Genomic DNA, 22,060 nt, shown 5'->3' on the forward strand with positions numbered 1-22,060 from the left:
CACCCTAGGCACGACGTGGTCGGCGCGCACCCGTGCGGCCCGGCGCGGCGCTGCTCGCCCGCACGACGAGCTGCGTCGGCACGAGGGTCGTGCCGGTGGTCGGCCCCGTGCCCCGCACCTGGCCGAGCACCTGCTCGACGCAGAGCCGGCCGATCTGCTCGAAGTCCTGGCGCACCGTGGTGAGCGGGGGGATGTATGACGCCGCCTCGGGCACGTCGTCGAACCCGACGACGCTCACCTGCTCAGGGACCCGCAGGCCGCGGTCGTGGAAGGCTCGGAGGAGCCCGAGTGCCATCTGGTCATTGGCGGCGAAAACCGCTGTGCAAGAGGGCTCGTCGGCCAGCCGAAGACCGATCTCGTAGCCGGACTCGGGCGTCCAGTCACCGTGCAGCACCCGAGGCACCTCGAGCCCCCTGGCCACGAGCCGCGCCCGCCAGGCATCGCGACGCCGCTGGGCGGCATACGAGCTCTCGGGGCCGGCCACGTGCCACACGGTGCGGTGCCCCAGGTCGAGCAGGTGGTCGGTCGCCGAGGCGGCGCCCGCCGCCTGGTCGGTGTCGACGACGGGGTGACGGTCGCCGGCGTCGTCGGAGTCGGCGACGACGACCTTGAAACCGGGCGGGTAGGGCGCGGGGGCGTCGCTCGCGAGGTGGGTCTCCATGATGGCGACCACGGCGTCGACGGCGAGCTCACCGGCCCGCGTGAAGGCTCCGCGGACGGCGTCCTGGGAGGGGGCGTTGACCGGGATGAGGGTCACCGCGTAGTCGTGCACGGCGGCCGCCGCGACGATGCCCTCCAGCGTGCGCACGTTTCCGGTCGTCGACAGGGTGAACGTCATGACCCCGATGGCGCGGAACGCCCCACGCTTGAGGGCTCGCGCCGCGCTGTTGGGACGGTAGCCGAGCTCCTCCATGGCGCGGAGCACCGTCTGGCGCGTGCTCTCGACGACGCTCGTCTCGCCGTTCGCCACGCGGGACACCGTCTGCGACGAGACGTTGGCGAGGCGCGCCACGTCGGCCATCGACACCGCTCGTCGCTCCCCCACCGTTCCTCCTGCTCGTCCCATTCGTCCTGCTCGCGTATGCCGTCCGCTTCCGACGCCATCCTGCCAGCCGCCGCGAGACGGCCCCTTGACACCCGTCCAGCCCGGCTGGGACCGTGTCGGCGGCCGATGTTTGCGCAAACATACGCTCATTCCGGGCGTGGGGTGCGCATTCACCCCGGACCGCCACCGCCGTCGCTCCAGGAAGGCACCAACCCATGAGACCCCGTCCCACCCGCGTCGCCTCGGGCGCCCTGGCGACCGTCACGGTCGCCGTCGGCTCGCTGCTCGCCGGTTCCGTCGCCGTTGCGGCGCCCGCACCGGCCGCTGCTTCCACGACCTCCGCCAAGGCCGCCTCCCCCAGCGGCGACGGTGTCCCCGTCGTGCGCCTCACGCCCGACCCGTCCTACCAGCAGCCCGCCTTCGAGGGCTGGGGCACGAGCCTCGTGTGGTTCGCCAACGCGACAGGCGACTACCCCGACGCCGTCCGCAACAAGCTCGCCGACCTCGTCTTCGGCAAGGACGGGCTCGCGCTCAACATCGCGCGCTACAACATCGGCGGCGGCAACGCGCCGGACGTCGAGGACTACCTGCGTCCCGGCGGCGCCGTGCAGGGCTGGTGGAAGGCACCGGCGGGCACGACGCGGACCGACGTCGACTGGTGGTCGCCCGACGACGCGGCCGACTGGAACTGGGATGCCGACCAGACCCAGCGCTGGTGGGTCGACCGCATCAAGGGCGGCATCACGAAGTGGGAGACCTTCAGCAACTCCCCGCCATGGTTCATGACCGAGAGCGGCTACGTCTCGGGGAACTACAACGCCGGCCAGGACCAGCTCAAGCGCACGAGCATCGGCGACTTCACGGCATACCTCGTCAAGGTGACCGAGCACCTGGAGGCGGCGCACGGCATCAAGGTGGACACCATCGACCCCTTCAACGAGCCGAACACGAGCTACTGGGGCACCCAGCTCGGCGCCGACGGCCGGCCCACCGGCGGCCGCCAGGAGGGCGCCCACATCGGACCACAGCTGCAGCAGGACGTCGTGCGCTCGCTCGACCAGCGCCTCGCGGGCTCAGGGACCGACGCGAAGATCGCGGCGATGGACGAGACCAACCCCGGGACCTTCGTCACCAACTGGATGAGCTACCCGGCCGACGTCAAGGCCGCCGTGTCGCGGATGAACGTCCACACCTACGGCACCGCCCAGCGGACGGCCGTGCGTGACCTCAGCAAGTCCGACGACAAGCCTCTGTGGATGTCCGAGGTCGAGGGCAGCTGGGGCAACGGCCAGAGCTTCACCTCCATGGAGCCCGGTATCGGCATGGCGCAGCGGATGACCGACGACCTGCGCGAGCTCGAGCCCTCGGCGTGGGTCTTCTGGCAGCCCGTCGAGGACTACGACAACATGAAGCCCGGCGGGGAGAGCGCGGCGGGCGCCAACTGGGGCAGCATCCAGATGCGCTTCGACTGCACGGCCAAGGACACGCTGGCCACCTGCCCCATCTACACGAACCAGAAGTTCAACACCGTGCGCAACTTCACGCACTACATCCGTCCCGGCGACCACGTCGTCAAGGTCGACGACACGAGCACGATCGCGGCGATCCGTCCGGACGCGCGCACCGCGACCCTCGTGCACACGAACGGATCGACGACAGCGCAGGACCTCGCGATCGACCTCTCGAAGTTCGGCAAGATCGGCCCCAAGGCCAGCGTGACCGTCGTCGTCACCGACGCCGACGGCGCACTCCGGTCGCAGACCCCGGTGGCGGTCGACGGCACCTCGGCCACGGTGCGAGTGCCGGCCCAGTCCGTCACGACCCTCGTCGTCTCCGACGTCCGTGGCGTCGCCACGGACGCGCCGACCTTCCAGGAGGGCCACGTGTACCGCTTCGTCGGCGTCCAGAGCGGGCGCTCCCTCGACGCCGAGCAGACCGGTATCGCGATCCGCACGACGGACACCGCGAGCGCCGACCAGCTCTGGACCGCGACGAAGGTCACGGGCGGCGACACGAACCGTGAGCGCTACCAGCTGCGAGCACTCGACGGTCGTCAGGTCGCCCTGCGATCCGGCGCTCTGGTCCTCGAGGCGGCGCAGACCACGCCGGACGCAACGGCACAGTGGTACCTCTCGACCACGGGCGACGGCACGTGGACGATCTCGAGCGCGACCGGTCCCGGCAACGTCGAGGTGGGCGGACAGGCCACGGCCGACGGCTCGTCCGTGGGGGTCTGGCAGCCGAACGCCGCCGCGAACCAGCGGTGGCGACTCGTCGACGAGACCGTGCGCGGCGTCGCCGACGTCGCGGTCTTCACGATGCCCGGAGTTGCTCCGACCCTTCCCACGGCGGTGACGCCCGACCGCGTCGGCGCCGCGACGGCCGCCCTGCCCGTGACGTGGCGCCCCGTGCCCGCGGTGCGGTGGGCCCGCCCGGGCCAGGTCTTCGTCTTCGGCACGGCCACCGACCCCGCCACCGGGCGGGAGTACGCGGCGCGGGCCGTCGTCACCGTTGACGCCATCTCGTCGACCACGCCGGCCGCGGCACGCACGTACGTCGGCGGCACGCCGGACCTGCCGGCAACCGTCACGGCGACGTCGGACCGCTACGACGTGACGGTCACCCTGCCGGTGGCGTGGGACACGACCGGCGCGGCGTACAACTCGGTCGGCACGGTCACGCTGCCCGGCCGAGCCACCCTGCCCGACGGGTCCACCGCACCGGCCACGGCGGTCGTCACGGTGACCGAGCCGGTCGAGGCCAATGCGGCCCTCGCCCCGGGCACGACGGCCTCGGCCACCTTCACGGAGCCGGGCTACTCCGTGCAGGGCATCGTCAACGGCGTGCTGACCGACAAGGCCTGGTCGAACTGGCGCTCGGGCACCCAGCGTCCCGGCGACACCCTGACGGTCACACTGCCCGGCGCTCGGGACGTCACCCGGGTGACGACCCGCTTCTACCAGGACGGCGGGAACGTCAGCTACGCCCGGACGCTCCACGTCGAGGCGCTCGTCGGCAGCACCTGGACCCCCGTGTCGAGCGAGGTGACGGTGGCTGCGAGCGGACCAGCCGCACCGGTGGTGACGGTGCCGATCACCCCCACACGTACCTCGGCAGTGCGGGTCGTCATGACGGCGGCGAGCTACATGACCGTCAGCGAGGTCGAGGTCCTGGCCAAGGCGGCCGGCTGACCCGACCGGTCGCTCGAACCGCAGGTCCACGGCAGCCCCCGGGCAGCCGTGGACCTGCGGCGCATTCCGGACCCTCACGCCTCCGACGTGTCAACCCTGTGCTCCCGTTGCGCGTCATCTGTCCGTGAGAACGTTGGGTATGCCGGCCGGCCAGCTCAGCGACCCCGCGGCCTCCGGGGCCGCTGGTCGTCCCGCCACTGGCGGTGGTGGGGCTCCCGCCCCGGACGCGGCGGGGGTGGTCACCCCCGGCGGGTCCGAGCTGCCGACCGACCCCGACGTCGCCATCACCGAGCTCTACCACGCGCACTGGCACCGGCTCGTCCGCCTGGCCTGGCTGCTGCTGCGCGACCAGCTGGCAGCGGAGGACGTCGTGCAGGACGCGTTCGTCGCGACGCACCGCAGCTGGTCGGCCATCCGGGACGGCGGCCGCGTCGTCGGCTACCTCCAGACCGCCGTCGTCAACGGGTGCCGGTCGGTGCAGCGGCACACCGTCGTCGTCGACCGCCAGAACGTCCGCGACGCGGGCGCCGCCGACGCCCCGGGTCGAGGCACCCACGGCAGCGCCGAGACCCAGGTGCTCCACACGGCCGACCGCGACGCCGTCCTGGACGCGCTGCGCACCCTGCCCTCCCGGCAGCGGGAGGTGCTCGTGCTGCGCTACTACTCCGACCTCTCCGAGGCCCAGATCGCCCACACCCTCGAGATCTCCCCCGGCGCCGTGAAGACCCACGCCCACCGCGGCCTGACGGCCCTGCGCCGCACCATCGACCCCCTGGAGCTGTCATGAACACCGAGCCGACGCGACCGGGCGAGACGCCCGGCGAGGAGCCGACCCTCATCGGTGCCGGCCTGCGCCCCGTCGAGGACCGGGTGCGCCGCGCCCTCGATGCCGAGGCGCGGTCGATCACCCCGACCGACCGACTCGGCGCGATCCTCGCCGACGCCCATGCGTCGGACGAGTCGTCCTGGGGGGCCGGCACCGGCGCCGGCCCCGGGTCCCGGCGCCACCGGTGGCTCGTGCCTGCGGTGGCGGCGGCCGCCGCCGTCCTCGTCGCCGGCACCGTCTGGGCCGTGAACCGGCCGTCCGCGCCGACACCACCGGTCGCCGGGACTCCGACCGCCGTGGCCACCTCGACCGCGCGGGCGTCGACCCCGACCTCGTCCGGCGCACCGTCGAGCGTCCCGACCCGGACCGCGCAGCGGCCGACCTCCCCGGCGACGACCGCGCTCCCGCCTCCGGCCACGACGACCGCGAGCGTGCCGGTCTACTACCTCGGCCCGGTCGTGGCCGGCAGCGACCAGCTCCGTCTCTTCCGCGAGTTCGTGTCGACCGGTGTCACGACGCCCGTGACCGGTGAGGCCAGGGCCCTGGCCGCGCTCCGCCTCGCGACGGGCACCCCGCCGAAGGGCTCCTCCTACGCGTTCGCGTGGTCGGGGGTGACCGTGCAGTCGGTGACGATCGGTCCGGGCGCGATCACCGTCCGCCTCTCGTCGGGCACGACCAGCACCGACTCCCTCGCCGCGGAGCAGCTCGGCTGGACCGCACAGGCCGCGGCGGGCACGGCACGGCCCGTCCGCTTCGAGCTCGCCGACGGCGGCAACGAGGTCTCACCGGGCCACCCCGTCTCGGCGTCCTTCACGCGGCCCACCGACCCGATGACGGTCCTCGACCAGGTCGCACCCGTCTGGGTCGACGAGCCGGCCCGGGGCTCCGCCGTCAAGGCCGGCGCACGGCTCACCGTCAAGGGCGTCGCCAGCACGTTCGAGGCCACCGTCGAGTGGGAGCTCCTCCGCGACGGCCAGCGCGTAGACCACGGCTTCACGACGGCTTCGGTGGGTGCCCCGGACCGCGGCACGTACCGGTTCACCACGAAGACGTCGCTGGCGCCCGGCGCCTACGTCGTCCGCGTCTTCGCCAGCAGCGCGAAGGACGGGTCGCCGATCGCGGAGCAGCTCGTCCCCGTGACCGCTCGCTGACCGGACCCGCTCCGCCCCGTTCGAGGTGATCGCGGCACCCAGACCCCTGACGGGATCACCTCGAACCAGAGGGCGTATGCCGTCAGGTCCAGCGGGTGCGTGCACTGAGGACGGCGAGGGCGGCGGGACCGGCGGACGACGCCCGCAGGATCGTCGACCCGAGCCGGACCGGTCGCGCTCCCGCGGCGCTGAGGGCCTCGATCTCGCGGTCGGTGATGCCACCCTCCGGACCGACGACCACGAGCACGTCGCCCGATGCGGGCAGCTCGACGGACGCGAGCGGCTCGGTGGCGTCCTCGTGGAGCACGAGCGTGAGGGCGGCCTCCCCGACACGGGCCACGAGCGGAGCGAGCCCGATCGCGGGGGACGTCACCGGCACACGCGACCGGCGTGACTGCTTGGTCGCCCGGGCCACCACCGCGGCCCACTTGGCCAGTGACTTGGCGGCGCGGTCTCCGCGCCAGACGACGACGGAGCGCTCCGCCTGCCACGGCACGACCTCGTCGACACCGAGCTCGGTGGCGGCCTCGACGGCCTGCTCGTCGCGGTCGCCCTTGGCGAGGGCCTGGACGAGGACGAGGCGTGGGGCCGGCTCGGCCTCGTCGCTGACCTCGATCACGCGGCCCCGCACCCACGCCCGGTCGACGTCGGTGGCCTCGAGCAGGGCGCGCCGGCCCGCACCGTCGGCGACGAAGTAGCGCTCACCCGGTCGGATGCGCACGACCGTCGCGGCGTGGCGCCCCTCGGCACCGTCGAGGAGCAGGGACGCCCCGACCACGGCGCCGGCGACCTCGGACGGCTCGCCGAGGAAGAGCTGGTGGGTCACCGGGCGCTCACGTGGGGGTCACTTCTCCTTGAAGGCGTCGCGCAGCTTGCCGAACAGCCCCTTGTTGGCGGGGGTGAGGCGACCCTCGTGCCGCTCCTCGCCGCGCAGGGTCGCGAACTGGTGCAGCAGCTCCCGCTGCTCCTCGGTCAGGCGGGTCGGCGTCTGCACCGTGGCGTGCACGAGCAGGTCGCCGCGACCCCCGTGGCGCAGGTGGGTGACGCCGAGGCCGCGCAGGGTCAGCACGTCGCCGCTCTGCGTGCCGGGCTTGATCTCGAGGTCCTGCATGCCGTCGAAGGTGGACAGCTTGAAGCTCGTGCCGAGCGCGGCCGCGGCCATGGGCAGCTCGACGTTGCAGTGCAGGTCGTCACCGCGACGGGTGTAGGTGTCGTGGTTGACGACGCGGATCTCGACGTAGAGGTCGGCCTTGGGCCCGTTGCCGGGGCCGACCTCGCCCTCTCCGGTCAGCTGGATGCGGGTGCCGGTGTCGACGCCCGCGGGCACCTTGAGCTTGAGCGAGCGACGGGTGCGCACGCGGCCGTCACCCGAGCAGTCGTGGCACGGGTCGGTGAGGGTCGAGCCGTAGCCCTGGCAGTTGACGCACGGGCGCGAGGTCATGACCTGGCCGAGGAAGCTCCGCTGGATCTGCTGCACCTCACCGGCGCCCTTGCAGATCTGGCAGGTCTGGCGACCGGTCCCGGGCTCGGCTCCGTCGCCGTCGCAGCGCTTGCAGCCGACCGCGGTGTCGAGCGTCAGCTCCTCCTCGGAGCCGAAGACGGCCTTCGACAGGTCGATGTCGAGGCGCACGAGGGCGTCCTGGCCGCGCTGCACGCGGGCCCGGGGTCCGCGCGTGCCGGCCTGGGCGCCCGCGCCGAAGAAGGCGTCCATGACGTCGCTGAACGAGAAACCCTGTCCCGCACCGAAACCGGCGCCACCGCCCGAGGCGAAGGGGTCGGCGCCCATGTCGAAGGACTGGCGCTTCTGCGGGTCGGAGAGCACGTCGTAGGCCTGCGAGACCCGCTTGAACTCCTCCTCGGCCTCGGCGCCGGGATTCACGTCCGGGTGCAGCTTGCGGGCGAGCCGACGGTAGGCCTTCTTGATCTCCTCCTGGCTCGCGTCGCGCGAGACCCCGAGGACGGCGTAGTAGTCGTTCAAGCTGAGATTCCTTTTGGTACGTGGTGCTTTCGGTTCCGGCGCGGCGCTGCGCCGGCGGACTGGCCGCTGTGCTGCAGGTGGGTCAGGTGGCCTGGTTCTCGTCGAGGATCTCGGAGACGTAGCGCGCGACGGCGCGGACCGAGGCCATCGTCGTGGGGTAGTCCATGCGGGTCGGGCCCAGCACTCCGAGGCTCGCGACGCGCTCGGCACCGGAGCCGTAGCCCATCGACACGAGGGACGTCGACTGGAGCCCGGTCACGGGGTTCTCGGACCCGATGCGCACGGAGACGAGGTCGGGGTCGTCGCCGAGCTGGCCGAGCAGGCGCAGCAGCGTCACGTGCTCCTCGAGGGCCTCGAGGATCGGGCCGATGGTGCGGGGGAAGTCGGTGCCGGCGCGTGCGAGGTTGGCCTGACCGGCGAGGACGACGCGCTCCTCACGCTCCTCGACGAGGGCGTCGCCGAGGGCGGACACCACGGCCTCCATGGCGGCACGGTCGGCCTCGTCGGCCTCGTCGACGAGGCGCCGAAGGCGGGTCGCGGCCACGGTGAACGGCACGCCGGCCGCCACCTCGTTGATGCGCGCGCGGATCGAGGCGACCAGCGCCTCGCCCGTGCCGTCGGAGAGCACGCGGCCCGTGTCGACGACGCGCTGCTCGACGCGCCCGGTGTTGACGATGAGCACGATCATCAGGTGCGAGGAGCCCATCGGCACGAGCTCGATGTGGCGCACCGTCGACCGCGTGAGCGAGGGGTACTGCACGACGGCGACCTGACGGGTCAGGCTCGCGAGCAGGCGCACGGTGCGGTCGACGACGTCGTCGAGGTCGACGGCGCCCTCGAGGAACTGGCCGATGGCCCGGCGCTCGCCCGACCCGAGGGGCTTGACGGCGCTCAGCCGGTCGACGAAGACGCGGTAGCCGGCATCGGTGGGCACGCGCCCGGCCGACGTGTGCGGCGCGTGGATGAGGCCCTCCTCCTCGAGCAGGGCCATGTCGTTGCGCACGGTCGCGGCGCTGACGCCGAGGTGATGGCGCTCGACGAGGGCCCGGCTCCCCACCGGCTCGGAGGTCTGGACGTAGTCCTGCACGATCGCGCGCAGCACCATCAGCCTGCGGTCCTCGCTCATCGCGTCCCCTCCTTCACGGGTCTGGCACTCTCGATCGACGAGTGCCAAGTCTACGTCGTGCCTCGCGGATCTCCGATTTCATCCAACCGTATGCCGTCGGGGCAGCTCCGACCCCGCCCGCGTGGCGGCTGCGTCCGGGTCCACCAAGCGGCATACCCTCCCTAGTCGTGTCCCCCAACGATCGCTACGGATCCGACGTGCTCAGCGGCGACTGGCGTGCCCCGCGCCGCGGCCGGTCGACCCCGACCCCGGCCGAGCCCGACCTCGTCGTCGAGGAGGTCGAGACCGGCTGGGTCGGCGCCGTCGTGCGGGTCGAGAAGGCCGGCGGCATGCACGTCGTCCACCTCGAGGACCGCCGCGGGCGCACCAAGGCCTTCCCCCTCGGCCCGGGCTTCCTCGTCGACGGCGCCCCGGTGACACTCACTCCCCCGCAGGCCGCCGCCGGCGCTGCCCTCGCCGACGCCCGCCGGGCCGCGTCCCGGACCGCGAGCGGCTCGGTCGCCGTCGAGGGAGCGCGAGCGCGCGTCGCGAGCGGGTCGCGGATCTACGTCGAGGGTCGTCACGACGCCGAGCTCGTCGAGAAGGTCTGGGGCGACGACCTGCGCGTCGAGGGCGTCGTCGTCGAGCTCATGGACGGCGTCGACGACCTCGCCGGCATCATCTCCGAGTTCCAGCCGGGACCCGGTCGGCGCCTCGGCGTGCTCGTCGACCACCTCGTCCCCGGCACCAAGGAGGCCCGCATCGTCGCGCAGGCCCAGGCGCTCCCGGGCCTGTCCCAGCACGTGCGCATCCTCGGCCACCCCTACGTCGACGTCTGGCAGTCCGTGCGCCCGGAACGGCTCGGCTGGCAGCAGTGGCCGGTCATCCCGCGCGGGACGTCGTGGAAGCACGGCATCTGCGCCGAGCTCGGCTGGGCCCACGCGAGCCAGGCCGACATCGCCAACGCGTGGAAGCGGATCCTCGGCACGGTGCGCACCTACGCCGACCTCGAGCCGACGCTGCTCGCGAGCGTCGAGGAGCTCATCGACTTCGTCACCGAGCCCGGCGCCTGAGCGGCGACGGGCGCCCGGGACGCCGTGGCGGGCAGGGCGCCCAGGTCGCCCAGGTCGCCCAGGTCCCCCAGGTCACTTCTTGAGGTAGCCCTGGACGTCGACGACGAGGTAGGACGCCGCGCTCGTGTGCACCGTGATCGCCCCGTCGGCGCCGACGGGGACGACGACGGCGTTGACCCGGGCGCGGCCCGAGGCCACGGTGACGTTCGCGGGGGTCGGTCGGGTCGTGCCCGAGGCGTACGCCGTCACGGCGGTCGTCGCCGTCGGCGCGATGGGCGTCAGGGTGATCGACACGGCCGCCACCCCGACGGTGGGCACCCCGGCCCGGCCGAGGACGGGCACCGAGACGGTCGAGCCCGCCGCGACGCGCCCCGTCGGGGCACCGAGCCCGATGCGCGTGTCGAGCACTCGTGACGGGGCGAGCGCGACGTGGTCACCGCCCGTCCTGAACCAGCCGACCACGTCGACGAGCAGGTCGGTCTCGGCCGTGGACTGGATGGTCACCTTGCCGCCGGTGCCGATCCGCGACACGACGACGCCCGTCATGGCGGCGTCCGCGTCGTAGCGCACGTGCGCGGTCGTCGGCCGGGTCGTCCCCGTCGGGTATGCCGTCAGCCAGCCGCCCGCGCTGGGCGCGGCCGCCGAGACGGCGAGGACGACGGCCGACGCCCCCGTGCTCGGGACGATGCCGGCGCCGGCCACCGGCAGGTCGACGCTGCCGTTCGCGGGCACGCGCACCTGGGCGGTGCCGAGACCGGTGCGCGTGTCGAGGACACGGGCCGGCGTGACGGAGACGAGGTGCCCCGTCGTGGGGTACCACCCGACGACCTCCGCGACGAGGTGCGCCGCCGCCGAGGTGTAGAGCCGGACCTTGCCGTCGGTGCCGAGCCGGGCCGGGACGAGCTCGCTGATCGTGCCGGCGGCCGGGTAGGTGACGCTGCGGGAGCCGGGCCGGGTCACACCGGACGGGTAGCTCGTGAGGTAGCCGGCCGCGGCGGGCGCGGTGACCGTCACGTTGAGGAACGCGGTGCCGACCCCGCCGCTCGGGACGCCGCCTCGGCCGCTGACCTGCAGGCCGATCGACGTGCCGGCCGCGACCTTGGCGGCCGGAGCCCCGAGGCCGGTGCGGGTGTCGAGCAGCCGGGTGGGGGTCACGGGGCGGTAGACATCGGTGTCGACGACCGTCGCGCCCTGGTCCTTGAGGTGGATGAAGCCGTTGGGCCACTTGCCGCCGGCCCGGGTGACCTTGCGCCACTTGAAGTCGCCACCCCAGTTGTCCTCCGACACGAGGATCTCGTCGGCCGACACCACCTTCTCGACGTAGGCGACGTGTCCAGTCGAGGAGAAGGAGGTGTTCCACCAGGCGACCGAGCCGACGGCAGGGTCGTCGTTGGTCTGGCTCGGGAAGGCCGGACCCCAGTTGTAGGCGTTGCCGGACAAGGTGGCGGGCTTGGTGTTGGGCAGGCCGTTCTTGACGAGGCGGTAGGCGACGTAGTTCGTGCAGTTGTGCCCCGTCGACTGGCGCCAGTAGCTCGTGGCGCTGTTGTCCTTGTAGCCTGAGTTCGGGTAGCCGGCCGCCTGGCACGGGTCGTAGCCGGTGCACAGCACGATCCACTCGGCGGAGCGGGCCGGTCCCGCCCGACCGACCGTCCCGACGGCGCCGAGCAGGAGCGCGACCAGCGCGAGGAGCACGGCGCCGGTGCGCGTCCGTGCGGGACGGCACCCCCGAGCGGCGGCGGTGCCGGGCCCGGAGAGACGTGGCTCGGCCATGGGGTCGCGCTCGAGTGGCATCGGTGTCTCCCGTGGTCGCCGTGGGTGCTCTCGGCAATCTAGGACAATCGGGCCACACGATCACTGGTTTCCCAGAAATCCCATGCGACACGCGAGAGATCTACGTGACCTCGGACCACTCCTGTGTTAATGACACGGCTGTCATTTGTGCTGCTGCGGCTCCGAGCGGTCCTCGCGTCGCCGGCGGCCGGGGACGGCGAGGCGGGCGATGACCTGCTCCTTGAGCGAGGTGAAGGGCGGTCGCACCCAGACCGTGGTGTCGGGCCTGGTGGGCAGCGTGAGCACGGCCTTGTCGTGCGAGAAGAGCGCGACGGACCGCTCGCCGTGGTACGCGCCCATGCCGCTGGGCCCCACCCCACCGAAGGGCAGGCCGGGGACAGCGAGGTGCGCGAGGGGGATGTTGAAGCCGAGCGCGCCGGACGAGGTGTCGCGCACGAAGCGCTGACGCACCTCGTCGGAGCTCGTGAAGACGTAGAGCGCCAGCGGCTTGTCACGGCGGTTGACGACGTCGATCGCCGCGTCGAGCCCGTCGACGGCGACGAAAGGCAGGACGGGCCCGAAGATCTCCTCACGCATGACGAGCTCACGCGGGTCGTCCGCGTCGTCGACCTCGACCAGAGTCGGCTCGAGGTAGCGCGTGGACGCGTCGGACCGACCGCCGGCAACGACCCTGGCCGGGTCGACGAGAGCGGTGAGCCGCTCGAAGTGGCGCGCGTTGACGATCCGGCCGTAGTCGGCCGATGCCGACGGGTCGTCACCGAACGCCTCTCGGATCGCTTGCCTGAGAAGGGGTTTGAGGGCATCGAGCGTCGAGCGGCTCGCGAGCACGTAGTCGGGCGCCACGCACGTCTGGCCGGCATTGGTGAACTTGCCCCAGACGAGCCGCCGGGCGGTCACCTCGAGGTCGGCATCGTCGGCCACGTAGGCCGGGGACTTGCCCCCGAGCTCGAGCGTCACCGGCGTCAGGTGACGGGCGGCTGCCTCGAGGACGACCCGGCCGACGACTCCGTTGCCGGTGTAGAAGATGTGGTCGAAACGCTCGGCGAGCAGGGCGGTCGTCTCCGGGACCGCACCCTCGACGACGTGGACTGCCGCGGCGTCGAGCTTCAGGGGCAACAGGCGTGCGAGCACCCGCGAGGTGGCGGGGGCGACCTCGCTCGGCTTGAGGACGACGGCGTTGCCGGCGGCGAGCGCGCCCACGAGCGGGGCGAGGCACAGCTGGACCGGGTAGTTCCACGGCGCGATGACGAGGACGACACCGAGCGGCTCCCGCACGACCTTGGCCCGGCCGGGTGCGAGCGAGAGCGGCACCGGCACGCGGCGCGGGGCGGTCCACGACCGAAGGTGTCGCAGCGTGTGGTCGATCTCGCGCACGACGAAGCCGGTCTCGGTGACCCAGGCCTCGGTGGCGCTCTTGCCGAGGTCGGCGTGCAGCGCCTCGGCGAGCTCGTCCTCGTGGTCGACGAGCAGCGAGCGCAGGGCCCGCAGCTGGGCAACGCGCCACTCCCGGGGCTTGGTGACCCCGTCGTCGAAGGCGCGTCGGGCCGCGGCGACGACCTCCGCGGCGTGGGACACCGCTCCGCGGCTCGCGTGGGAGTCCGCCGCGTCACCGGTGGTCGTCGACAGGGTCTCGCTCATCGGGGGCCTTCCTCGTCGAGGGCTCCTCAGGAGGCGAGGAGCCGGTGCACCACCGTGTCCGCGAGCAGGCGCCCGCGCCGGGTCAGGACGAGACGCGAGTCCCGCAGGACGGCCGTGCCGTCGAGCAGTCCGTCGGCGATGAGGCCGGCCACGGCGGTGCGACCCGATCCTCGCAGATCGGAGACCGGCAGTCCCTCGACGAGGCGTGTGCCGAGCAGCACACGCTCGTCGTAGCGCTGGTCGTCGGTGAGCATCTCGCGCGCTTGGGCGGGCGACTCCCCCGCACCCAGCCGGGCGGCATACGCACTGGGGTGCTTGACGTTCCACCAGCGGAGGCCGCCCACGTGGCTGTGGGCGCCCGGCCCGACGCCCCACCAGTTCGTCCCCGACCAGTAGGCGACGTTGTGGCGGCACCGGGTCCGCTCCGAGCGCGCCCAGTTGCTCACCTCGTACCACCCGAACCCGGCGGCGGAGAGCAGCTCGTCGGCGAGCTCGTACTTGTCGGCCTCGTCGTCGTCCTCCGGCGCGGGCACGAGCCCGCGGCGCACCTGGGCCGCGAGCTTGGTGCCGTCCTCGACGACGAGCGCGTAGGCCGAGATGTGGTCGGGCTCGAGGGCGACGGCGGTCTCGAGGCTGCGTCGCCAGTCCTCGTGCGACTCCCCCGGCGTGCCGTAGATGAGATCGACGCTGACCTGCATCCCGGCCGCCTTCGTGGCGGCGACGGCTCGCGCGACGTTGTCGGGGTCGTGGGTGCGCTCGAGCGTGCGGAGCACGTGGGGCACCGCCGACTGCATCCCGACGGAGACGCGCGTGAAGCCGCCCTCGGCGAGCTCCCGGAGCGAGTCGGGCGTCACGGAGTCGGGGTTGGCCTCGGTCGTGACCTCCGCGTCGGGGGCCAGTCCGAACCGCGTGCGTATGCCGTCCAGCACCGTCACGAGGTCGGCGGACCTCAGCATCGTGGGAGTGCCACCACCGACGAACACCGTTGACACCGCGGGCGCTTCGTCGCCCAGGACCGAACGGGCGAGGTCGAGCTCTCGCAGGGCGGCGTCGGCGTACGTGTCGATGCCGATGCTCGCGCCCGGGCCGCCGAGCTCGGTCAGCGTGTAGGTGTTGAAGTCGCAGTAGCCGCAGCGGACCGTGCAGAACGGCACGTGCACGTAGATGCCGAGGTCGGTGCCCGGGAGGTCGGCCAGGGCCGCGGCGGGCAGCTCACCCGTGCTGGGAGCGGGGTCGCCGTCGGGGAGGGCTGAGGGCGGCATACGTCCATTGTCCCAGTCCGGAAAGCATGTCCCGTCCACTCCGCCGGTCGTACGCTGCCCCCATGCCCGAGGCGCCCTCGTCGCGACGCAGGAACGTGCGGTTCCTCGCGACGGTCACGCTGGTCGTCGCCGCACTGGCGGTCGCGCTGTACGTCGCCGTCGTCGCACTGCGCGGCGGGGAGCCGGCATCCGCGCCCGCCGCGGACGGGGTCTCGTGCACGGCTCCCCCGCTACCGCCCTCGGCGTTCCCGACCTTCACGGCAGCTCCGGACGCGTCCGTCGCAGCGGGCTCGAGCTGGATCGCCGACGTCCGCTCGACGTGTGGCGACCTGACGTTCCGCCTCGACGGGAGGCGCGCCCCCAGGAGCGTCGCATCGTTCGTCACGCTGGCCCGGGCGGGCTACTGGACCGACAGCGTCTGCCACCGGCTCACCACGGACCCGGCGCCGACCGCCTTTCTCCAGTGCGGTGACCCGTCAGGACGCAGCACGGCCGAGCCCGGCTACGACCTGCCTCTCGAGAACGTGCCCGCGGATCGGACCTACCGGGTCGGCGACGTCGGGCTGGCCCGGGGGGACGGCTTCCCCGGGACCGCCGGTGAGTTCTTCGTCGTCCACCGCGACTTCACGGTGCCGGCCGGGGCACCGGTCTACTCCCTCATCGGCAGGGTCACGTCGGGGCAGGAGGTCGTGCAGCACATCGCGGGGCTCGGCGGCGAGGACTTCCGGTCGGACGGGCCCCCCTTCACCTCGATCAGCGTGCTCTCCGTCGGAGTGCACGCCGGTTGAACGCCCTCAGCCGCGCCGTCGGGACAGCGGCCCGAGGGAGTCTGCGCGGTCGAGCCGCTCGGCGAGGAAGCGACCCTCGTCGTCGAGGTCGAAGGTGAAGCTCGACGCGAACGCCTGCTGGGTCCATGAGCCCTCGGGGTGCTCGAGGTCCGACCGGCTGCGCACCGCCGTGAGGTCGTGACCGCGCAGGGCCGAGATGAGGTACTCGTTGCGGGCCGTGTAGGCATCGGGTCCGAGCGCGAAGACGCGCTTGGGCGTCCGGCAGAAGGCCAGCGAGAAGAGGCCGCTGCCGGCGAAGCCTGCGATCGTCCCGGCGGCGCGGAAGAGGGCCACCTGCTCGGCGAGCGGGTGGTCCTCGGGGTGGACGACCTCGAAGCCTCGATCGACGAAGAACGCCTCCACCTCGGCGACGTTGTGGCACGAGCGCTTGAGGGAGGGCCGACGGGAGACGAAGATCCGGCGAGGGCGCTCGCGCTTTTCGGCCGAGGCGACGACGTGGTCCCCGACGCGGTCCCAGATGGCCGCCATGGAGGGGTGGACGAAGCGCGGCAGCGAGAACATGCCCGTCGAGGTGTAGAGCCGCTCGGGTCGGCAGGGGGCCGTGAAGACGTGGATGTCGTCGGGCGTGATCCCGAACGCACCGAGGATGTCGATCTCGAAGGGCGCGAGGACGGCCGGCTCCCGGTCGTGCTGGAGCGTCAGGAGCACCTTGACGTCGGGTTCGAGCTCGCGGACCCGCTCCCAGGCCCACATCCGGCTCAGCTGCTCGGTCATGAGGTGACCGAAGTGCCCCGGCCACTCGGAGTCGAGGTGGAACCAGGCACCGGGCAGCTCGTCGGGGGCGCTGATGTCCCGCCGCACCGTCCCGAACCGGGGCGCGCGCTCGACGACGTAGACGTTGGCGATCCGTTCCATCCAGCTCTGGCGGAACGTCTCGGGAAAGAGGATGTCGTCTCGCGTCACGATCTGCCCGCGCGAGCACGTCGGGGCGTCGTAGCGCCGCAGGACCATCTCGGGTACGGCGAGGCGGGACTGGATGTAGGGGTCGGCCTCCCGGTTGACGTCGTAGGCGCACGTCGCGGTCCACGTCACCGGCGGCAGGGCATCGAGCCGCTCCCCGAGCTCCGGCCGCCCTGCGAGGACGGCGTCGACCTCCGCCTCGCGCAGCTTCGGGGCGACGCGCACGCCGTTGACGACCCGGAGCACCTTGCTGTGGACGTGGACCTGCTCGAGCGAGCGCCCGAGCCCCTCGACGTCCCGGTAGGCAGGCGCCTCGACCCGGTCGTCGTGGAAGTCGCGGGTGCGCGCCTCCAGCGCTGCGGCCACGAGGCCCCACAGGTCGCCGGCATAGGCAGCCTCGGGCGGCAGGTTCTCATTGGGCAGGGCGTCGTCGACCGCGATCCGGGTGCCGCCGTCCGATGCCGTCAGCGACGCGGAGAGACGCTGCAGGAGCAGAGCCTCCGGGCCCGGAGTGGCGGCGGAGTCCTCGACCGGGTGCGGGACGAGCCGGCGGGCGACGTACTCGCCGCCCCGGCGCAGGTGCATGAAGACCCGCTGGAAGAGCAGTGCCTGGTCGTTGCCGTCCTCGTCGGACGCGTCGACGACGAGGTCGAAGGGTCCTTCGACGGTGAGCCGCGCATGCGTCGTCGAGGCGTCGTCGGGCAGCTGCACCGTCGACACGCGCAGGCCCGGCCACTGGCCCGCGAGGATGGTCGACCACGGTGCGGCGTCAGGGCCGCCCACGACGAGCACGGCGCCGTCCGTGCGCCCCTGCAGGGCGTCGACGACGACCTCCATGGCGGCGAGGTGCGGCCGCACGTCGGCCCACCGCTGCTGGTCGGCGCGCCGGACCAGCTCGCTCGCCGGGTGCACCGCCGGCTCCCCCACGGCGGGGTCGGCGGCATCACCGTCCGTGGGTCGCGTGGCTGGCACAGGGGACATCCAAGCACGCCCTCGCCACCGGGAGGGTCAGGACGGGACGGTTGCCGGAGAGCTCACAGGCCGCGCTCAGCCCGAGTGCGTCGTGACGCCGTAGCGGCCCCGGGAGGCCAGCGCCCAGCGGGCCGCGGGCACCGACACGAGCGCGATGACGACCATGGAGGCCGCGAGGACCAGCCAGCCGGTCTCGCCGAGGTCGACACAGAGGTAGGTGACGACCGGCGGCGCAACGACCGCGAGGACGCTGAACCCGAGGCCGGCGAAGCCTTGGTACTGACCCTGCCGCTCGTGCGGCGCGAGGCCCATCTGCAGTCCCCACTGCCCACCCGAGCCGATCATCTCGCCGACGACGTGCACGAGGGAGCCGGCGACCAGGGCGGCGACGGCGAGCCACGTCGACCCCCTGTCGGCGAGGGCGACGATCGCGAAGCCTCCGGCGATCCACCACGCCCCACGCACGAGCGCCCGGGCGCCGGCCACGACGGAGTCGGCGCGACGTGACAGCCGGACCTGGAAGAGCGCGACGGCTGCGGTGTTGATGACGAGCAGGACGGCCACCATGACCGTGGGCGCGGCCGTGTGGGCCGAGACGTAGAGCGCGAGGCCGAGCTCCATGACGAAGAAGTGGAGGGAGAAGAGCCCGGTGATGACGGTGATGACGACGTAGGGCCAGTCGCGGATGACCGCGAGCCGCGGCTCGCCGACGGCACGCGCGTGCGGGGCGATGTCGGGCAGCCGCGTCGAGTTCCAGGCGGCGAACCCCGTGAAGACGGCGTTGAGGACGAAGACGGTGACGTAGGCCCACCGCTCGTCGATGATGAGCGCCGCACCACCGAAGACCGACCCTAGGCCGAGCGCCGTGTTCGTGACGGCCCGGAGGTAGGCCTTGAAGAGCACTCCCCGACCACCGGTGGCGAGCTGGGCGATGACGCCCTGGTTGACCGCGCCCGCACCCCGTTCGAAGAACGCGAGGACGCCGAGCAGCAGCGCCAGCATCCACGGGGTCGTGGCCAGGACCGGCGGCGCGCTGAAGACGGCCGCGCCGACCATGAACGCCGTGAGCACCCGGCGCGGGCCGCGCGTGTCGCCGAGGTGCCCGGCCGGCACCTGGACGACGATGCCGACCACCGCCGACACCGACATCGCGAGCGCCACCTCGGTGGCGCTGAAGCCGACCTGGCGGGTGAAGTAGAGGGCGCTCGTCGTGAGGACGGCGCCGGCGCCGAACCGGTTGGCGAACGACCCCAGCGCGAGGATGCGCAGGTCGCGGTCCACCGGGATGCCCCGCCGGGTCAGCGGTTGGGTCGTCGTCGACGTCATGACACTCTCCTCGTCCCACATTTCTCTCGACGTCAAGATATCTGGCGGTGGGCACATCGGTGCAAGTCGTTATCGACCGTCGCATATGGTGCTGGGGTGTACCGCCCCAACTGGATCGAGCTCGACGGCGTCGTCAACATGCGTGACCTGGGAGGCATGGTGACAGCCGGTGGCGACACCGTCCGACCGCGCCGGCTGCTGCGCTCCGACAACCTCCAGGACCTCACCCCCGGCTCCGTCGACGCCCTCGTCAACCGCTACGGCGTCAGTGACGTCGTGGACCTGCGCACCGACGTCGAGGTCGCCAAGGAGGGCGACGGCCCGCTCCGCGCGCTGGACGGCATACGACACCACCACCACACGCTCTACCGCGAGGACACGACCGAGTCGGGCATCCCGGCCGCGGAGCGCGCTCTCCCCTGGGAGACCGACGAGCGCCGCGACGCCGCGGCGGCCGACGCCGCCGAGCGCAACGGCGGCCACCGCCCGAGCCACGACCAGTTCTGGTCGGAGCACTACCTCAGCTACCTCGCGAGCCGCCCCGACTCGGTGGTCGCGGCGCTGCATGCCATCGCCTCCAGCCAGGGCGCGGCCATCGTGCACTGCGCCGCCGGCAAGGACCGCACCGGCACGGTCGTGGGACTCGCGCTCAAGGTCGTGGGCGTGCCCGACGACCTCGTCGTGGCCGACTACGCGGCGTCGGCCGAGCGCGTCGCCGCGATCATGGACCGGCTGCGCGCCAAGGAGGCGTACGCCGCGAACCTCAAGGACAAGACGGTGGCGCAGCAGTCGCCGACCACCGACACGATGCGCCTGCTGCTCGCCACGCTCGACGAGCGCTACGGCGGCCCGCTGGGCTGGCTCGACTCCCAGGGCTGGACGGCGGCCGACACGGAGCGCCTGCGCCGCAAGCTCCTCGAGGCCTGAGCCGCCACGGCCCATGGCGTTGGGGCGACAGCCCGACGGCACCACAGAGGCTGCGGCTGTGGCTACTTCTTCTTGTCGCCCTTGTCGCCGTCGCTCGACAGCGCAGCGACGAAGGCCTCCTGCGGCACCTCGACCCGTCCGACCATCTTCATGCGCTTCTTGCCCTCCTTCTGCTTCTCGAGGAGCTTGCGCTTGCGGCTGATGTCGCCGCCGTAGCACTTGGCGAGCACGTCCTTGCGGATGGCGCGGATGTTCTCGCGGGCGATGATCCGCGAGCCGATGGCGGCCTGGATCGGGACCTCGAACTGCTGGCGGGGAATGAGGTCCTTGAGCTTGCTCGCCATCATGACGCCGTAGGCGTAGGCCTTGTCCTTGTGGACGATGGCCGAGAAGGCGTCGACGGTCTCGCCCTGGAGCAGGATCTCGACCTTGACGAGGTCGGCGACCTGCTCGCCGTCGGGCTCGTAGTCGAGCGAGGCGTAGCCGCGGGTGCGCGACTTCAGCTGGTCGAAGAAGTCGAAGACGATCTCGGCGAGCGGCAGCGTGTAGCGCATCTCGACGCGGTCCTCGGAGAGGTAGTCCATGCCGCGCAGGTTGCCGCGCTTCTGCTGGCACAGCTCCATGATCGCGCCGACGAACTCCGACGGCGCGAGGATCGTGGCGCGCACGACCGGCTCGCTCACCTCGCGGATCTTGCCGTCGGGGTACTCGCTCGGGTTGGTCACGTGCACGGCCTTGCCGTCGTCCATCGTGACGTCGTAGACGACGTTGGGCTGGGTCGAGATGAGGTCGAGGTCGAACTCGCGCTCGAGCCGCTCGCGGACGATCTCGAGGTGCAGCAGGCCGAGGAAGCCGACGCGGAAGCCGAACCCGAGAGCCGCCGACGTCTCGGGCTCGTAGACGAGCGCGGCGTCGTTGAGCTTGAGCTTGTCGAGGGCGTCGCGCAGGTCGGGATAGTCCGAGCCATCGATGGGATACAGACCCGAGAAGACCATCGGCTTCGGGTCGCGGTAGCCGCCGAGGTCCTTGGAGGCCGGCTTGCTCGCGTTGGTCACCGTGTCGCCGACGCGCGACTGTCGCACGTCCTTGACGCCGGTGATGAGGTAGCCGACCTCGCCGACGCCGAGACCCTTGCCGGGCACCGGCTCGGGGCTGATGACGCCGATCTCGAGCAGCTCGTGGGTCGCCCGGGTCGACATCATGACGATCTTCTCGCGCGGGCTGAGGTTGCCGTCGACGACGCGGACGTAGGTCACGACACCGCGGTAGGTGTCGTAGACCGAGTCGAAGATCATGGCGCGCGCCGGGGCGTCGGGGTCGCCGACGGGGGCAGGCAGCGTGCGGACGATCTTGTCGAGGAGTGGCTCGACGCCCTCGCCGGTCTTGCCCGAGACCCTGAGGCAGTCCTCGGGCTCGCAGCCGATGAGCTTGGCCAGCTCCTCGGCGTACTTCTCTGGCTGGGCCGCCGGCAGGTCGATCTTGTTGAGGACCGGGATGATCGAGAGGTCGTTCTCCATCGCGAGGTAGAGGTTCGCGAGGGTCTGTGCCTCGATGCCCTGGGCGGCGTCCACGAGGAGCACCGCACCCTCGCAGGCGGCCAGCGACCGGGACACCTCGTAGGTGAAGTCGACGTGCCCCGGGGTGTCGATCATGTTGAGGGCGTACGTCGTGCCGTCGAGCTCCCACGGCATGCGCACGGCCTGGCTCTTGATCGTGATGCCGCGCTCGCGCTCGATGTCCATCCGGTCGAGGTACTGCGCGCGCATCGCGCGCGCGTCGACGACGCCGGTCAGCTGCAGCATGCGGTCGGCCAGCGTGGACTTGCCGTGGTCGATGTGCGCGATGATGCAGAAGTTGCGGATCAGGTCCGGCGGCGTTGCGTTGGGTGCCAACGCGGATCGGGCCATGGGCGACACGTGGGACGAACCTCGCAGAGTCAGGGTGACGGGGATGGTGCTGGTCGGTGGGCGGGCGGCGCTCGAGTCAATCGAGCCGCTCGGAGTGCCCCCGCAGCCCCCACAGTCTCC

The 22,060-nt window shown here is 72.4% G+C and carries 16 protein-coding genes; 6 read left to right on the plus strand and 10 right to left on the minus strand.

What is annotated here, in order from left to right:
- Positions 1 to 4: 4 nt before the first annotated feature.
- Positions 5 to 1,045: a LacI family DNA-binding transcriptional regulator gene (locus ASH01_RS19730; RefSeq protein WP_327191927.1), complete on the minus strand. Its 1,041-nt coding sequence runs from the start codon at positions 1,043 to 1,045 to the stop codon at positions 5 to 7.
- Between the two features lie 215 nt (positions 1,046 to 1,260).
- Here ASH01_RS19730 and ASH01_RS19735 point away from each other — a divergent pair, with 215 nt between their 5' ends.
- The 3 genes from ASH01_RS19735 (at position 1,261) to ASH01_RS19745 (ending at position 6,213) form a co-directional block, all read left to right on the plus strand.
- Positions 1,261 to 4,236 (plus strand): glycoside hydrolase, encoded by a 2,976-nt coding sequence (locus ASH01_RS19735; protein WP_082620017.1) that lies wholly within the window; start codon positions 1,261 to 1,263, stop codon positions 4,234 to 4,236.
- A gap of 139 nt (positions 4,237 to 4,375) precedes the next feature.
- Positions 4,376 to 5,023 carry an RNA polymerase sigma factor gene (locus tag ASH01_RS19740; protein WP_235509679.1) on the plus strand — a complete coding sequence of 216 codons (648 nt, stop codon included), beginning with the start codon at positions 4,376 to 4,378 and terminating at the stop codon, positions 5,021 to 5,023.
- Positions 5,020 to 6,213, plus strand: coding sequence for a Gmad2 immunoglobulin-like domain-containing protein (locus ASH01_RS19745; RefSeq protein ID WP_056780133.1), 1,194 nt, complete (start codon positions 5,020 to 5,022; stop codon positions 6,211 to 6,213). Before ASH01_RS19740 ends, ASH01_RS19745 begins: the two co-directional genes overlap by 4 nt.
- A gap of 82 nt (positions 6,214 to 6,295) precedes the next feature.
- Here the strand turns inward: ASH01_RS19745 and ASH01_RS19750 are convergent, their stop codons facing one another.
- The 3 genes from ASH01_RS19750 to hrcA form a co-directional block, all read right to left on the minus strand.
- A complete protein-coding gene (locus ASH01_RS19750) occupies positions 6,296 to 7,039 on the minus strand; it encodes a 16S rRNA (uracil(1498)-N(3))-methyltransferase (protein ID WP_056780136.1) in 744 nt (247 codons plus the stop codon).
- A gap of 18 nt (positions 7,040 to 7,057) precedes the next feature.
- Positions 7,058 to 8,191, minus strand: coding sequence for a molecular chaperone DnaJ (dnaJ, locus tag ASH01_RS19755; RefSeq protein WP_020142578.1), 1,134 nt, complete (start codon positions 8,189 to 8,191; stop codon positions 7,058 to 7,060).
- A gap of 82 nt (positions 8,192 to 8,273) precedes the next feature.
- Entirely contained in the window at positions 8,274 to 9,317 is a 1,044-nt protein-coding gene (gene hrcA / locus ASH01_RS19760; protein WP_056780141.1) for a heat-inducible transcriptional repressor HrcA, read from the minus strand.
- 167 nt (positions 9,318 to 9,484) lie between these two features.
- Here hrcA and ASH01_RS19765 point away from each other — a divergent pair, with 167 nt between their 5' ends.
- Positions 9,485 to 10,369: a DUF3097 domain-containing protein gene (locus ASH01_RS19765; RefSeq protein WP_235508610.1), complete on the plus strand. Its 885-nt coding sequence runs from the start codon at positions 9,485 to 9,487 to the stop codon at positions 10,367 to 10,369.
- A 72-nt stretch (positions 10,370 to 10,441) separates the two neighbouring features.
- Here the strand turns inward: ASH01_RS19765 and ASH01_RS19770 are convergent, their stop codons facing one another.
- The 3 genes from ASH01_RS19770 to hemW all read right to left on the minus strand — a co-directional run bounded on the left by ASH01_RS19770 (position 10,442) and on the right by hemW (position 15,060).
- Entirely contained in the window at positions 10,442 to 12,160 is a 1,719-nt protein-coding gene (locus ASH01_RS19770; protein ID WP_056780147.1) for a CHAP domain-containing protein, read from the minus strand.
- A 141-nt stretch (positions 12,161 to 12,301) separates the two neighbouring features.
- Positions 12,302 to 13,798: an aldehyde dehydrogenase family protein gene (locus ASH01_RS19775; protein WP_200961835.1), complete on the minus strand. Its 1,497-nt coding sequence runs from the start codon at positions 13,796 to 13,798 to the stop codon at positions 12,302 to 12,304.
- A 26-nt stretch (positions 13,799 to 13,824) separates the two neighbouring features.
- Positions 13,825 to 15,060 (minus strand): radical SAM family heme chaperone HemW, encoded by a 1,236-nt coding sequence (hemW, locus tag ASH01_RS19780; RefSeq protein WP_056780150.1) that lies wholly within the window; start codon positions 15,058 to 15,060, stop codon positions 13,825 to 13,827.
- 62 nt (positions 15,061 to 15,122) lie between these two features.
- On the opposite strand from hemW, the gene ASH01_RS19785 reads away from it, so the two are divergent.
- A complete protein-coding gene (locus tag ASH01_RS19785) occupies positions 15,123 to 15,848 on the plus strand; it encodes a peptidylprolyl isomerase (protein ID WP_056780153.1) in 726 nt (241 codons plus the stop codon).
- 6 nt (positions 15,849 to 15,854) lie between these two features.
- On the opposite strand, the gene ASH01_RS19790 is transcribed toward ASH01_RS19785, so the two are convergent.
- Both ASH01_RS19790 and ASH01_RS19795 read right to left on the minus strand, forming a co-directional pair.
- A complete protein-coding gene (locus ASH01_RS19790) occupies positions 15,855 to 17,789 on the minus strand; it encodes a glycosyltransferase family 61 protein (protein WP_156415680.1) in 1,935 nt (644 codons plus the stop codon).
- Between the two features lie 66 nt (positions 17,790 to 17,855).
- Positions 17,856 to 19,106 (minus strand): MFS transporter, encoded by a 1,251-nt coding sequence (locus ASH01_RS19795; RefSeq protein ID WP_162263909.1) that lies wholly within the window; start codon positions 19,104 to 19,106, stop codon positions 17,856 to 17,858.
- Positions 19,107 to 19,202: 96 nt separating this feature from the next.
- Here ASH01_RS19795 and ASH01_RS19800 point away from each other — a divergent pair, with 96 nt between their 5' ends.
- A complete protein-coding gene (locus ASH01_RS19800; RefSeq protein WP_056780161.1) occupies positions 19,203 to 20,033 on the plus strand; it encodes a tyrosine-protein phosphatase in 831 nt (276 codons plus the stop codon).
- A 62-nt stretch (positions 20,034 to 20,095) separates the two neighbouring features.
- Here ASH01_RS19800 and lepA read toward each other — a convergent pair whose 3' ends face one another.
- Positions 20,096 to 21,940, minus strand: a complete 1,845-nt coding sequence (gene lepA, locus ASH01_RS19805) for a translation elongation factor 4 (RefSeq protein WP_056780165.1) — start codon at positions 21,938 to 21,940, stop codon at positions 20,096 to 20,098.
- Between the last annotated feature and the right edge of the window lie 120 nt (positions 21,941 to 22,060).

Origin of the sequence: Terrabacter sp. Soil811, assembly GCF_001429655.1 — a bacterium.
Taxonomy (GTDB): domain Bacteria; phylum Actinomycetota; class Actinomycetes; order Actinomycetales; family Dermatophilaceae; genus Terrabacter.

Coding starts and splice junctions, on each gene's coding strand:
- ASH01_RS19770 (WP_056780147.1), bottom strand. CDS start 12,160: ATGCCACTCGAGCGCGACCCCATGGCCGAGCCACGTCTCTCCGGGCCC.
- ASH01_RS19745 (WP_056780133.1), top strand. CDS start 5,020: ATGAACACCGAGCCGACGCGACCGGGCGAGACGCCCGGCGAGGAGCCG.
- ASH01_RS19735 (WP_082620017.1), top strand. CDS start 1,261: ATGAGACCCCGTCCCACCCGCGTCGCCTCGGGCGCCCTGGCGACCGTC.
- ASH01_RS19775 (WP_200961835.1), bottom strand. CDS start 13,798: ATGAGCGAGACCCTGTCGACGACCACCGGTGACGCGGCGGACTCCCAC.
- ASH01_RS19795 (WP_162263909.1), bottom strand. CDS start 19,106: ATGACGTCGACGACGACCCAACCGCTGACCCGGCGGGGCATCCCGGTG.
- ASH01_RS19785 (WP_056780153.1), top strand. CDS start 15,123: ATGCCCGAGGCGCCCTCGTCGCGACGCAGGAACGTGCGGTTCCTCGCG.
- ASH01_RS19790 (WP_156415680.1), bottom strand. CDS start 17,789: ATGTCCCCTGTGCCAGCCACGCGACCCACGGACGGTGATGCCGCCGAC.
- hemW (WP_056780150.1), bottom strand. CDS start 15,060: ATGCCGCCCTCAGCCCTCCCCGACGGCGACCCCGCTCCCAGCACGGGT.
- hrcA (WP_056780141.1), bottom strand. CDS start 9,317: ATGAGCGAGGACCGCAGGCTGATGGTGCTGCGCGCGATCGTGCAGGAC.
- lepA (WP_056780165.1), bottom strand. CDS start 21,940: ATGGCCCGATCCGCGTTGGCACCCAACGCAACGCCGCCGGACCTGATC.
- ASH01_RS19740 (WP_235509679.1), top strand. CDS start 4,376: ATGCCGGCCGGCCAGCTCAGCGACCCCGCGGCCTCCGGGGCCGCTGGT.